General features: G+C 58.4%; 11 protein-coding genes. 1 reads left to right on the top strand and 10 read right to left on the bottom strand.

Annotated elements, in window-relative coordinates; genetic code table 11:
• Positions 1-19: 19 nt before the first annotated feature.
• From FRH_RS01030 to FRH_RS01075, 10 genes are all read right to left on the bottom strand, one after another.
• Positions 20-1,045 carry a YihY/virulence factor BrkB family protein gene (locus FRH_RS01030; RefSeq protein WP_231125560.1) on the bottom strand — a complete coding sequence of 342 codons (1,026 nt, stop codon included), beginning with the start codon at positions 1,043-1,045 and terminating at the stop codon, positions 20-22.
• The gene (locus tag FRH_RS01035; RefSeq protein WP_219861456.1) at positions 1,045-2,814 is read right to left on the bottom strand and encodes a complex I subunit 5 family protein; all 1,770 of its coding nucleotides are present in this window, start codon (positions 2,812-2,814) and stop codon (positions 1,045-1,047) included. Before FRH_RS01035 ends, FRH_RS01030 begins: the two co-directional genes overlap by 1 nt.
• The gene (locus FRH_RS01040) at positions 2,811-4,316 is read right to left on the bottom strand and encodes a proton-conducting transporter membrane subunit (protein ID WP_219861459.1); all 1,506 of its coding nucleotides are present in this window, start codon (positions 4,314-4,316) and stop codon (positions 2,811-2,813) included. The genes FRH_RS01035 and FRH_RS01040 overlap by 4 nt, the downstream gene beginning before the upstream one ends.
• Complete coding sequence (locus tag FRH_RS01045; RefSeq protein WP_281997576.1) at positions 4,313-5,803, bottom strand: proton-conducting transporter membrane subunit; 1,491 nt, start codon at positions 5,801-5,803, stop codon at positions 4,313-4,315. The genes FRH_RS01040 and FRH_RS01045 overlap by 4 nt, the downstream gene beginning before the upstream one ends.
• On the bottom strand, positions 5,800-6,480 hold the full coding sequence (locus tag FRH_RS01050) for a DUF4040 domain-containing protein (protein WP_281997577.1): 681 nt from the start codon (positions 6,478-6,480) through the stop codon (positions 5,800-5,802). Before FRH_RS01050 ends, FRH_RS01045 begins: the two co-directional genes overlap by 4 nt.
• Positions 6,481-6,559: 79 nt before the next feature.
• The gene (locus tag FRH_RS01055) at positions 6,560-7,225 is read right to left on the bottom strand and encodes an alpha/beta fold hydrolase (RefSeq protein WP_219861463.1); all 666 of its coding nucleotides are present in this window, start codon (positions 7,223-7,225) and stop codon (positions 6,560-6,562) included.
• A gap of 72 nt (positions 7,226-7,297) precedes the next feature.
• Entirely contained in the window at positions 7,298-9,067 is a 1,770-nt protein-coding gene (locus FRH_RS01060) for an SLC13 family permease (protein ID WP_281997578.1), read from the bottom strand.
• Between the two features lie 288 nt (positions 9,068-9,355).
• Complete coding sequence (locus FRH_RS01065) at positions 9,356-9,562, bottom strand: cold-shock protein (protein WP_054641278.1); 207 nt, start codon at positions 9,560-9,562, stop codon at positions 9,356-9,358.
• A 191-nt stretch (positions 9,563-9,753) separates the two neighbouring features.
• Positions 9,754-11,415 (bottom strand): GMC family oxidoreductase N-terminal domain-containing protein, encoded by a 1,662-nt coding sequence (locus tag FRH_RS01070; RefSeq protein WP_281997579.1) that lies wholly within the window; start codon positions 11,413-11,415, stop codon positions 9,754-9,756.
• A gap of 42 nt (positions 11,416-11,457) precedes the next feature.
• On the bottom strand, positions 11,458-12,969 hold the full coding sequence (locus tag FRH_RS01075; protein ID WP_219861467.1) for a CoA-acylating methylmalonate-semialdehyde dehydrogenase: 1,512 nt from the start codon (positions 12,967-12,969) through the stop codon (positions 11,458-11,460).
• A gap of 138 nt (positions 12,970-13,107) precedes the next feature.
• Here FRH_RS01075 and FRH_RS01080 point away from each other — a divergent pair, with 138 nt between their 5' ends.
• Complete coding sequence (locus FRH_RS01080) at positions 13,108-14,016, top strand: LysR family transcriptional regulator (RefSeq protein WP_219861471.1); 909 nt, start codon at positions 13,108-13,110, stop codon at positions 14,014-14,016.
• Positions 14,017-14,050 lie beyond the last annotated feature (34 nt).

The raw sequence follows: 14,050 nt of genomic DNA on the forward strand, positions 1-14,050 counted from the left end.
GCCCAGTTCACTGGGCGGTTCACTCTTGACCTCCATCGCACGGCGGCCGCTGTCTCGCGGCACGGTCGCTATTCCAGGGGTTTTCGATGCCGATGGTATCGGCAGCAAACGCCTCGCGCTCGCCTAACGGGCGCGCCTCGCCCACGGTGGTGTCGTGGCAGGTTTGACGCTCCATTTCACAGTTGAGCTCCGCTCCGAACAACACGACGAAGGCCGAGAGCCAAAACCACAGCATCAGGGCCACCACGGCACCTATCGAGCCGTACAGTTCGCTAAAGGTCGAAAAGTAGCGCACGTAGAGTGACAACCCTCCCGAGCCCAGCAGCCACATAAGCGTCGCAAACAGCGTGCCGTAACTCAGCCAACGCCACTGCGGTGAGCGGCGATAAGGTGCAAAGCGGTAGAGCAGTGCGATCAGTAGGCTCATCAATACCAGCAGCGCCGGCCAGCGCAGCCACTGCAGCACTCGATCCATAGGAGGCTCGATCATCAATCGGTCCACTAGCGCTGGCACGATGGCGATGAATCCCAGGGAGACCAGCGTCATGCAAATCAAGCCAAAGGTCAGCGAAACGAGGACCACCCCTCGATAGAGCAGTGAACGCTGCTCTTGCTCGCCATATACCGCGTTGAGACCAATGACCAGCACCGAGACTGCTTTCGAGGCAATGAACATGGCAATGAGCAGCCCCGCCAACGCGGTCAGGACATTACCCGACTCGGTGCTCTCGACCACGTCTTGCGCCTGCTGATCGATCAAGTTGGCCGCGTCCGGCGGCATGAAGCGGCTGATCGTATAGAGCTGCCGCCCCGCCTCGACAGGATCGAACAGTAGTCCCCATACCGACACTACCGCCGCAATGGTCGGAAACAGCGCCAGCAGCGCGTAAAACGCCACCCCTGCGGCAAACATGGTGACCCGGTCTCGGCGCGCGGCGCGCACGACGCGCCATGCAATATCCTGCCAACCACGCTTTGGAATATCGTTGGGCACATCGGCACTTCGGCCGCGCTCACCCAATGGCTCTCTTGCTTGTTGCCCCACTACTGTCCCTCCCAAATGAGCAAAAGTGCCAGGAGAACGGCCAACGCCATCATCAAGCCTCCACCATGCTGGCGCATCCATGACTCCACTGACAGTCCGCGCAACAACCCCTTCATGACCCAACGCTCACCCTTCAGCGCCAGCGCCACGGAGGTTGTTTTACCTCTTCCACATCGCGCGGCCAGTGAGCGTGCGGCGCTCAAGCCTAGAGTGGCAAGGGAATGGTATCCCCACCACCAATCCCCGGCAGGTGGCGTTGGCACATCAAAACGGCGCAGCGCCAACAAGCCTAACGCCATGCCGACAACGCCTACCGGAAAAGGCCAAATAATGCCCAACCACTCGTTCAAGGGAGGAGCGATCACACTCCCCTCCGGTAACGGCAGCCACAGCGGTGTCATTAGCGCAGCGATCAATGCCGCTAGCCACGCCCCCCACTGAAACGAATGGCTGTTTCCTCGCTGCCGCTGCTGCCATTGTCGCCACACGCAGACCGTCACCAGCGCGGCCGTGCCCATCGCCGCCCAAGTCAATAGTGCGATAATGCGCTCCTGCTCGAACTCATAGAGCGCATGCTTCACCCCCCACTTGCTGAACATGCCTGCCGCGAGTGCGCCTGTCAGCGAAATGCCCGGTAGAGCAATCAAAAGAAACAGCAGCGAGGTGGGCCACTTGGGCATATGCTCACTCACACTGGTACCCATAAAGAGAGCGCCCTTCGCTAACGCATGGTGACCCGCAAACAAAATGATGGCAGGTAGCAAGGCCGGCCATACCGCTGGCACGACGATTCCCATACCCACTAACGCCGTTAACATGCCCATTTGGCTGATACTGGAGTAGGCCAAAATTGCTTTGGGATGCGACTGCCAAATGCCGTATAGGGCCGCACCAAATGCTGCTGCAAACCCTGCCACCAATACGACATTGCCAAACTGCATCATGGCAGGAGATAGCGACTCCATTCCCAACGGCAACACGGTCAACCAACCCAACAAGCCTGCCTTGATCATGGCGCCGCTGAGGACAGCGCTGGCGGGCGCGGGAGCCACGGGGTGCGCTAATGGTAACCAAACATGCAGCCCAATCACCCCCGCTTTCACGCCTAAACCCAGCCACAGCAACAGCGCCATCCACGCACCATGGTCTGCCGTGGCCAGGGTGTCGCGCACGCCTTTGAGTGTTAACGTATCCGAGGTGCCTGCGGCCCAGAGAAAACCACCTAATATCAAACCTTCACCGATAACGGCCAGCACAAGATAGGCCTTAGCCCCCAGCTTCGCAGCCGGAGTGCCGTTATGCACCACCAGCGCATACGCAGCGAAGGTCATCAGCGCAAAGCCAAAATAAAAACTGGCAATATCCTGTGCGACTATCAGAAGAATGTTGCCCAGCAAGGTTAGCGGCCACAGTAAGGTTAAACGCTGTAAACGCCGTTGTGCCGACGCATTCCCTACTTGTGCCTGACGCTGTTCATCGGCGAAGTAACCTCGTGCATGAAACGCCGCCATACTCCAAAGCAGAGCAGTAAAGGCTAGCCACGGTCGGCTGAGCGCATTCAGCTCCCAATACCCACCTAACATCCAAGCATCCATGGTCCACTGCACGTCACCCGCATACGCCAGCAGTAAAGCAGGCCAGGCAGCACTTACCCACAGCATCGAAATGAAATGACGCTGTTGAACAGGGACTCGGTAAGCGCTCCAAACGCTACTGCCTGCCACGATAAGCGGCCAGAGTAAGGCCACGGCCAACAGCAGTGAACTCATGGCAGGTACTCCCCAACGGCTACGCGCGTTGCCCAATCCAGCGGACTAAATGGCAACCCAGCCAACAAACCAGCCCCTATACTAATGACGGCCGTCAATACCGCTGGCCACAACAGCCATCCGTGGGTTTCCAGCCGCCCTAATGACTGCTCTTTAGGCCATTGCCCCTTGCCATGGGCCGGACCCTCACGGAACCAGAGGCGATGTACGATAGGGAGAAAATAAATCGCATTCAGCGTACTGCTTGCTACTAGCACGGCCACTACCCAGTACATATCTGCCTCGATAGCGCCCATGCCTAGGTACCATTTAGTAATGAACCCAGCGGTCGGTGGCAACCCGATCATCCCTAGCGCCCCCACCGTAAACGCTAGGCTAGTCAATGGCATGCGCTTGCCTGCACCGTCCATTTCATCAAGGCGATGAATCCCCAGCTCTTCTGCATAATTGCCAGCACAAAAGAACAGCGTCACTTTCATCAGGCCTTGGTGAAGCAAATGCGCCAGCGCGCCTATCGTCCCGAAAGGGCCAAACAAGCTAACGCCTAACACCACATAGGAAACTTGGCTAATCGTCGAAAACGCCAAGCGTGGCTTTAACTCCTCTTGGGCAATCGCCCGCAGCGACCCATAAATAATGGTGATAGACGCAGCGACGGCCAGCACGGTGGTGACGCCCAACTCCACGCTAAGTTCAATGCCGTATAGGTCGTATATGACACGCAAAATGCCAAACGCACCGGCTTTTACCACAGCAACGGCATGCAGCAATGCACTCACCGGCGCCGGTGCCACCATCGCCCTGGGCAGCCAGCCATGCAGCGGCACCATGGCTGCCTTCACCGCCAAGCCACCGACCAGCAGCGCAAAAATAAGGGTTAGCAAACCACGGTGATCATCCAGGTAGGGGGACAACCCTTGCTCTGACGCAAAAGAGTGATCGTTGGTTAAGCTGTACAGCAAGACAACGCCTAGCAGCAGCACGACGCCCGCCGTGAGGGTGTAACGCAAATACACTCGACCGGCCGCTAAGGCTTTTGCTGAACCGGCGTGCACCACGAGCGGGTAAGTTGAGAGCGTCAGCATTTCGTAGAAAATCAGGAAGGTAAACAAGTTTCCCGACAGGGCAATCCCTAGCGTACTGGTGACACACAGGCTGAAGAAGCCAAAGAAACGCTTCCGATTGGCCGCCCCTTCCAAGTACCCAATCGCGTAAATCGTCGTACATAGCCACAGCAGTGACGAAAGACCCGCAAACATAACGCCGAGGGCATCCGCCCGCAGCACAAAATCAACGCCTCCCACGATTTGAAAGCTAAAGGTGTCTTCATAGCCTTCTGAAACACGCCCGACCATCACTATCACTAGGAGAATTTTAACGACCGCCGCCAGTAAGTTGATGCACGTGCGGACACGTCGAGCCTCTTCGGGCAACGAGAAAATAATCACCGCCGCGAATAAGGAGGTTGCCAGCGTCGTCAGGGGTAACCAAGCCGCGTTCATGCACCACCTCCATGCAGCAACCCCAGCGGAAAGTGGGCGAGTAAGCCAAGCGCAAAGGCTGCTACCGCCAAACACAGAGCAATGGCATCCATGCCGGGCGCAAGCGGCTGATAATCGTGTCGCGGTGCGGTTTCATCAAACGAGTAGCGAAATACGCGAAACACGTAGGCAGCCGTCAATAGCGTGCCTGCCAGTAGGGCCGCCACGGCTAACCATTGCTGAGTCAGCACCATGGATTGAAGCAAGAGCCACTTTGCCGTAAAGCCAGCGCTAGGGGGTAGCCCCATTAACGTAACGGCAGCCATGCCAAAGATAAGTAGCGAAAGTGGCAGCCGACGACTGGTTCCTGCCAGCGCTTTCAGTGAGCTTTCACCCGTGGCAATGATCAAATTGCCTGCCGCCATAAACATGGCTGCTTTGGCTAGCGCATGTCCCATCAAATGTAACCAAAACCCGTCCCATGCCAGCGACAAAGGCAGCGGTGCGATGTTGGGACCTAATACCAGAGGAAAGGCCACCATCAAATAGCCCAACTGGCCCACAGTGGAAGAGGCAATCAGCGTTTTGAGTGAATCGGCTCGCCAGGCCACCAATCCACCCCAAACAATCGCCAACATGCCCAACCAGGCCACCAAACGAGGAGCAAACAGCGTCTCCGGCAGCAAGATGCCCCACAGCATCATTAAAATATAGAGCGAGGCCTTAATGACGAGCGCTGCATGCAGTGCACTGACCGGCGTCCAAGCATTCTCGTGTACGGGGGTTAGCCAACCATGCAAAGGGAATAGCGCCGCCTTTAAGGCAAGCCCCGCGCCTATAAGGGCTGCTGCAACCCAAGTAAGGGGCTCTGGCTCCACCCGTGCTTCAAGTGCGATTAAATCTAACGTTCCCCATTGACTCATTAATAGGGCAACGCCCAGTAAAAACGCGAGCGACCCCACCAGAGCCAAAAGGAGGTAACGCATACCGGCCTGTAGCGCCGCAGACTTACCCGACAGCAGCAACATCCCCACGGCCGCGAGTCCCATTGCCTCCAGCGCGGCATACAGAATCAACAGATCCGCCGCCAGCCAAATCAGTGAAAGCGCACTAACGAGCAACCCCATTAATGGCCATAACCAACGGACGCTGGCATTGGGGAGCGTTAGGCGGAGATAGCCAGGGGTATAAACGGCAACGGCGGCGGCCGTCCACTGGGTAATCAAGAGCATTAGAGCACTAAGGCCACTCAAGCGCAGCGTTAGCTCGATACCCGCCACCTCCCACTGCCAACGCAGCAATCCGACCTGTTGGTAGTCCAATACCATGACCCCTCCAGCCAGTAAAATCGGCAAGCAGGCCAAGGCAACCGGCAGCAAACGAGAGGGGCGAAACACGGCTCCGAGCGCACCAAACACCATCGGCAGCAGTAGCACAGCGGCGAGTGCCCAGTCCGTCATCCATAAGGGATCAAAGGTATTGTCGTACAGACCAAAGCGCCAGATCATGAAGGCGGCCTTACAGGGGCGTATTCATCGTTGAGAGCGGCGCTACCTTCCTGGTGCACTAGCTGGCGAAGGAGTAAAACCCCCAATAGCGACCCCAGCCAAGCGATGAGCAACCCCACCGTGATGAGCGCCTGGGCGCTGGGTGACGTACCCGCCATGCCTGCGAGCATCAAGAAAACGCCCGATCCAAGCACATTAAAGGCCATCAAGCGGCGCATCAGATGGTGGTGTAAAGCAAACGCCCCCATTCCCAACGATACAATGACCACAGAGCACAAAATAAGCGGATGCGCGGTCAGTGAAAGCGCCATATCAGGTAATAGAAACTGAGTCGCCACGCCTAGCATGATACTCCAGGCAATGATGAGCAGCCCCTTCGTCAAACGGTGTGGCCACTCGACGCGCGTACGATCATAACGTGGCATCGATAGCCTCTGACTGGGCAGTGTGCGCAAGACGTAAATAAAGCCACCCCCCGTGAGCGCACTCCCTAATATCACTTCCACCAAGGCTAACCACGGGGCGTTCAGGTACCACCACGCTGCACTCATCAACAGCGCAAATAGCACCAAAAGCCAACACGCCCTTAATAGGTGGCGATCGAATAAGCACCCAATGGCGGCCATCAGTAGACAAACGGCTAACCCACTTTCAACGGTATCGATAGACGCTATCATGTGCCCCTGCCTGTCCCTTGCCGCGGCATTAATAGCAGCAGCGTACTATCAAAGGCGCCGAACGCCTACTGCTCTCCCCTTAACCCAGCCGCTCGCTTAGCCATTTGCCGATATCGTTGACCTGCTGCGGACACAGTGCATGTGCCATGGGGTACTGGCGATAGTTGACGCTGTAGCCCATGGTTTTCAAACGATCGACGCCGCTGCGACCTAGCGTTTCGGGCACGATGGGGTCGAAGTTGCCGTGATGGACTTCGATCGGCAGCTGACGGTTCGCCTCGGCAGGCGAGATGCTGTCGGCAGTGGCAAAGTAGGTGGACATCGCCAGCAGTCCGCCTAGCGGCTGCGGAAACGACAGCGCGGCCTGATACGCCACCGCACCGCCTTGCGAGAAGCCCGCCACGATGATGCGCTGGCTATCGATCCCTTGGTCGATCTGCTCTTGGATCAGCGCCTGGATGCGCTCGGCGGATTTCTTGAGTTGCACCTCATCGACGCGGCGTCCCAGGTCCATTGCCAGGATGTCGTACCAAGCAGGCATCACCATACCGCCGTTGATGGTCACCGGTAGGCGCGGCGCATGGGGCATGATGAAGCGCACATGGGCGCTTTCCGGCAGCGCCAGGGCGGGTACTAGCGGCTCGAAATCGTGCCCATCGGCACCCAGGCCGTGGATGATGAACACGCATGCATCGGCGGGTTGACCATTTTTCGGTTCAATAATCAGTTCGCCAGGGGCTGTCATGGGCTATGTCCTTGCTGATATTAAAAGCGCCACCCTAGCGTAAAGCAGCCCAGGGAGCGAGTCATTCGCGGCTTAGAATGGCCACACCCATGGAATCAGCGCCACCACGATCCCCCCCGTCAGCACGTTCAGGCCACCACCGACGCGGAGAAAATCAGCGATCCGATAACCACCGGGCCCGTACACCATGAGGTTGGTTTGGTAGCCAATGGGGGTAAGAAAACTGGCCGACGCCGCAAACATGACCGCGACCACGTAGGGCATGGGGCTAACTCCTAGGCTTTCCGCCGCCGCCATGACCACCGGAAAAATGATCACGGCGGCGGCATTGTTAGTCACCAATTCCGTAAGCAGTGCCACGACGGCATAAGTGCCCACCAGCAGCAGCCATGGATTGCCAGCCACCACAGAGAGCACCCCACCGGCCATGGCATCCGCCGCCCCGGAAACGTGCAGCGCCGCCCCTACCCCAAACGATGCCGCAATGGTCAACAGCACCTGGGTATCCAACCCGCGCTTGGCCGCCCCCACCGAGCAGCAGCCGGTCAACAGTGCCATGGCGGCGCCCAACATGGCGGCATTGAGCATGCTCAACACACCCAGAGCTGCTAGCAGCACCGCGCCAATCAGAATACCCCAGGCCAGCGGAGCCTTCTCGTGGATGGGCCGCGCCGAGCCATTGAGCTCACTGATCAGCAAAAAGTCTTTCGACTGTCGGTGGCGCTCGATGAACGGCGGGCGCGCCTCTAATAGCAACACATCGGCAGGCTGCAGGCGTACCTGTCCAAGGTTTCCCGTCACCCGCTCGCCGCCGCGACAAATGGCCAGCACGGCCGCACCGTATAGCGTTCTAAATCGTCCATCTCGAATCCGCTGACCAATGAATTGACACTGGTTGGAGACCACGGCCTCGACCAAACGGCGCTCTTTGAACTCCTTCTCCAGACTCGACGCGCCATCCCGTGAGGGGATCAGCCCGCGAATCTGCTGTAACTCGACGGCGGCGTCAGAGGTGCCCACGAAGACGAGGCGGTCTCCGCCTTTTAACTGCTCGCCAGGGCCGACGACGCTGACCACGTTACCGGCGCGTTCGATTTCGACGAGAAACAGCTCCTGCAAATGGCGCAGACCTGCCTCCTCGACGGTGCGGTCGACCAAGACACCGCCCGGGTCGACTTCCATTTCGATCGTGAACTCGCGGGGGTTGGCAAAGGCTTTGGCCGTACCGCCACGGGCAGGTAGAAGGCGCGGGCCGAGAAGAATTAGATACGCCAACCCCGCCACGGCGACGGGGATACCGACCCATGCCAGGTCGAACAACCCCATGGATAAGTCTGGATAGCGCTCGATCAAAAGCCCGTGCACGACCAAGTTAGTGCTGGTGCCGAAGAGCGTGATCGTGCCGCCCAGAATCGACGCGAAGCTCAGTGGCATGAGCAGGCGCTGGGGAGAGAGTCTCAGGCGGCGGCTCCAGCTCAAAACGGCAGGGATATAGGTGGCTACCACCGGGGTATTATTGAGAAAGCCGCTGAGCGATGCCACCGGCAATAGCAGCCGCGTCAGCGCGCCACGTTCGCTCGAGGGACGGCCCAACACATAGCGAATGATCAGATCGATACCGCCGGTTTCACGTATGCTGGCCACCAGTACATACATGAACGCAACGGTAAACAGACCGCTATTGGAAAACCCGCCGAGTGCCTGCTGAGGATCGATGACGCCCAGCGTCATCAGCACGACCACCGCACCCATTAAAATGATATCCGGTCCGAGGCGTGAGAGCGCCATCAGCGGAAAAATCGTCAGCACGACCCCTACTGCAATCCAAGCATCCAGCGACATAACCCCACATCCTTTCTCAAGCCCACTCACTGACATAACCGAATAGTACGAGGGGCATTGTGCCGCTTATCGGATATTCTAAAAAGTTATTTTTAGACACACAGTAAGAAGAAAATAGAATATATCGTGAGGCGTGAGGCGTGAGGCGTGAGGCGTGAGGCGTGAGGCGTGAGGCGTGAGGCGTGAGGCGTGAGGCAGATAAGCATACACCAACGAAAAAACCCCGCATTGAGCGGGGTTTTTCTAGCTCGCTAGCAGACGCTGCTAGCGGCAAACATCAAGCTGGAATTAACCCAGAACTTTGATGTTAGAAGCCTGAAGGCCTTTTTTACCCTGGGTGACGTCGAAGGAAACCTTCTGGCCGTCTTGCAGAGTTTTGAAGCCGTCAGCTTGAATTTCGGAGAAGTGAGCGAACAGGTCGTCGCCATTGTCGTCCGGAGAAATGAAGCCGAAGCCTTTAGTGTCGTTAAACCACTTAACGGTACCAGTTGCCATGATCGAAATCCTCGATTTAGCTTTAATGTAGAGCCGGGTAATACCCGAGTTGCAGTGGGTAGAACAAGAAACCTTCACCAGACTCAACGCTAGAGCGTTTCGATACTGCTGACAACGTTCGACTTGCTAACCAACTGCATGCAGCATGCGCTTAACGACGCTGCACGTCAACACTATGATGGAAAAAAAAGTCAATGCAATGAATTTTCTTTTAAAATCCATCCGGCGGCTTTTTCAGCGATCATGAGGGTCGGCGAATTGGTGTTTCCACTGGTGATGGTGGGCATCACGCCCGCATCCGCAATCCGCAGCCCCGACACCCCTCTCACGCGCAATGTTGCGTCCACCACCGCCATTGGGTCATCACCTTTACCCATTCGTGTGGTGCCCACCGGATGAAAAATCGTCGTACCGATATCCCCTGCCAGCCGCGTTAACTCCTCGTCCGTTTGATACTCGACGCCCGGCTTTACTTCTTCAGGTGAGTACTTCGCAAAGGCAGGCTGTTCGGCGATATGCCGGGTTACCCGCAGCGAATCGGCCGCCACCTTGCGATCCTCCGGCGTGCTGAGATAGTTCGGCGAAATCGCCGGTGCCTGACGCGGATCGGCGCTTTTCAACCGCACCGTTCCTCGGCTGGTAGGGTTCAAGTTGCATACGCTCGCGGTAATGGCCGGATAGGGATGCAGCGGCTGCCCAAAGGCCTCTAGGCTGAGCGGTTGGACGTGATACTGAATATTGGGGTACGGCTGATCGTTGGAGCTGCGGGTAAATGCGCCAAGCTGCGAGGGGGCCATGCTCATTGGCCCGGTGCGTTTGGTCACATATTCCCAGCCGATGCCCGCTTTGCCCCACAGCGTGCTGGCAATGGCATTGAGCGTCTTGGCGTTACTGACACGATACACCGAGCGTATTTGGAGGTGATCTTGCAGGTTTTCGCCAACGCCCGGCAAATCGTGAATGGCCTCGATACCATGCTCGCGCAGATGCTCCGCAGGCCCAATGCCCGATAGCTGTAAAAGGTGGGGCGAGCCAATCGCCCCTGCGCACAGCACCACTTCTTTTTGCGCCTGCACCCGCAGGGTTTTGCCGCTGCGCACCACCTCTACCCCGGTACAGCGAAGCGCTTGCGAACGATCGAAGCAGAGCCGGTTCACCTGGGTAGAGTGCCAAAGCGTCAGATTGTCCCGCTTGAGCGCGCTACGCAAAAATGCCTTGGCGGTATTCCAACGCCAGCCATCGCGCTGGTTCACTTCGAAATAGGCGATCCCTTCGTTACTGCCCCGGTTAAAGTCCTCGGTGCGGGGAATGCCCGCCTGAACCGCCGCTTCGGCAAAGTCGTCCAGCACTTCCCACTTTAGGCGCTGCTTCTCGACCCGCCACTCACCGCCATGGCCGTGAAACGCACGGTGTGTCTCGTCACCGTCGCTGCCCTCATCCAGCCGGTAGTGGTTTTCGTGTTTGATGAAGTCCGGCAGACAGTTCTCCCAGCGCCACTCGTCACTGCCGGTGACCTCCGCCCAGTGGTCGTAATCCCGCGCCTGGCCACGCATATAGATCATACCGTTGATGCTGGAGCAGCCCCCCAGGGTTTTTCCTCGAGGGTAGATCAGCGAGCGGCCATTTAGCCCCGTGTCCGGCTCGGTGCGGAACAGCCAGTCGGTGCGCGGGTTATTGATGCAATACAGGTAGCCCACCGGAATATGGATCCAGTGGTAGTTATCCCGACCGCCCGCCTCGATCAGCAGCACCCGATTCTGTGGGTCGGCGCTGAGCCGGTTGGCCATCAGGCACCCTGCGGTGCCTGCGCCTACCACGATGTAGTCGAACGACTCAGCGTGGGAGTTTGTCATTGTATTCGTTGGCATAGGCTAGGCTCCCGTAACGGTCTGGCGCTACTTCGCCGTCGGCATCACGAATTCGGCGCCCGCATCGATGGAGTCGGACCAGCGCTGCATAATCGACTTCTGTTTGGTATAGAAGCGCACGCCCTCTTCGCCATACGCATGGGTATCGCCAAACAGCGAGCGCTTCCAGCCACCGAAACCGTGCCACGCCATGGGCACTGGGATAGGCACGTTGATGCCGACCATACCCACCTGAATCCGCCGACCAAATTCGCGGGCGACGCTGCCGCTTTCGGTAAAGCAGCTCACCCCGTTGCCAAACTCGTGGTCATTGATCAGTTGAATAGCGGTCGCCACATCCGGCACCCGCACGCAGACCAGCACCGGGCCGAAGATCTCTTCTTTATAGATGGTCATTTCCGGCGTGACGTGATCAAACAGCGTGCCGCCCATCCAAAAACCGTCAGAACAGCCCTCGCCTGCTTGCGCGCCGTCGAACTCGCGGCCATCGACGACGAGCTCGGCGCCTTCTGCCACGCCCTTTTCTATGTAGCCGGTGATCCGCTGGTGCGCCTGACGGGTCACGATCGGACCCATTTCTGCATCTAGCTGCATGCCATCTTTCACCTTCAGCGCCTCGGCGCGTTCGGTGAGCATCGGTACTACCTTGTCGGCCACGTCGCCGACTAACACGGCCACGCTAATCGCCATGCAGCGCTCGCCCGCACTGCCGTAGGCCGCACCGATCAGCGCATCAACGGCTTTATCCAGGTGGGCATCCGGCATCACCACCATATGGTTTTTTGCGCCCCCCAGCGCCTGGACGCGCTTGCCGTGCTTGGCGCCACGCTCGTAGATCAGGTTGGCGATCGGCGTAGAACCCACGAACGACAGCGCCTTCACGTCAGGGTGATCGATTAGCGCTTCGACCGAATCTTTATCGCCCTGCACCACGTTGAAGACGCCATCCGGCAGGCCTGCTTGCTGCAATAGATCCGCTATCATCAGCGAGGCGCTGGGGTCCAGCGGGCTAGGCTTGAGAATGAAGGTATTGCCAGCAGCAATGGCAATGGGGAACATCCACATGGGCACCATCGCCGGGAAGTTGAACGGCGTGATGCCCGCCACCACCCCCAGTGGCTGGCGCACGGTCCAGTTATCGATACCGGTGCTGACCTGCTCGGTGTAATCACCCTTCAAGAGCTGGGGGATGCCGCAAGCGAATTCGACAATATCGATGCCCCGGGCCACCTCGCCTTGCGCGTCGGTGAAGACTTTGCCGTGCTCTTTGGTGATTGCCTCGGCCAGGGCATCTTTATTAGCGTTCAGCAGCTCCAGAAATTTGAACATGACCCGAGCGCGGCGGATGGGCGGCGTATCGGCCCAGGCGGGGAATGCCGCCTGAGCGGCTTGCACGGCCGTATCTACGTCAGCGCTCGACGCCAGGGCCACACGCCCGGTGACCTGCCCGGTGGCGGGGTTGAACACATCTTGGGCGCTACCGGAGGTGCCTTCGCTACGTTGGCCGTTGATGAAGTGATGGATGGCGTGGGTGGTCATGGTCGCTACCTTTATAAAAAAAGCTTAAGTGATCAGAGGATGATCACAAGACTACCCCGCCGAACAGGCTAATCAATTGAGTAATTTTTAACCAAGATATAAGATTCACTAATAACACACCAGGGTAGGTTCATCACCATGCAGGAGTACGCCACGCTGCGGGCCTTTGTGGCCGTTGCCCACACCGGTAGCGTCTCGCGGGCGGCCGAGCAGCTCCACCTGACTCAGCCCGCCGTCAGCCTAAAGTTGAAGCAGCTACAGCAGCATCTAGGCTTAACGCTCTTTACCCGCCGCCCGCAGGGGTTAACCCTCACCGCTGACGGCTATGCACTCCTACCCACTGCAGAAAATGCGCTGGCCAGCGCGCTCGCCTTCGAGCAGACCGCCAGCGCTTTGCACAGCACCCTGCGTGGCAAGCTGCGCATTGGCACCATCGTCGACCCAGAGTTCATCCGCCTTGGCGACTTTCTCAGCCGCTTGATGGCCCGCGCGCCCCAGCTGGAAACCGAACTTCACCACGGCATGAGCGGCAATGTTTTGAGTCAGGTGGAACAGGGGGAGTTGGACGTAGGCTTCTTTCTCGCCACGCCCGGTGAAGGCACCGCCCGTCCAGCCCTTGATTGGCGCGAATTGACCCACTTTCATTATCACGTCGTCGCCCCGCCAGGCTGGGAAGCCAAGCTCGTCGATACCCGCTGGGAGACGCTTGCCCAGTTACCCTGGATCGTCACGCCCACCGTGTCGGCGCACTCCCGGCTACTCGAACGGGCGTTGGCCGACAGCGGCGCGATACCGCGCCGCGTTGCCCAAGTCGACCAGGAGGCCTGTATGTTGGATTTGGTCAGAGCGGGTGTGGGGCTAAGTTTGGCGCGCGACGCGCTGGCCATGGCCGAACGGCAGGAGAGCGGTTTGACAGTGGCGGATAACGTTCGCTTGCCCTGCGCGCTCAGCCTGATTTGGCGCAGCGACCGCGCTACCGAACCCACCATAAAAGCCGCACTGGATACCCTCGATACGGTGTGGCCTCAGCGTGGTCGGTCGCGTTAAGAACGCGGAACCTCTCGATACTAAGGGGCTCAAT

The organism is Halomonas sp. A020 (assembly GCF_027943625.1).
GTDB lineage: Bacteria > Pseudomonadota > Gammaproteobacteria > Pseudomonadales > Halomonadaceae > Vreelandella > Vreelandella piezotolerans.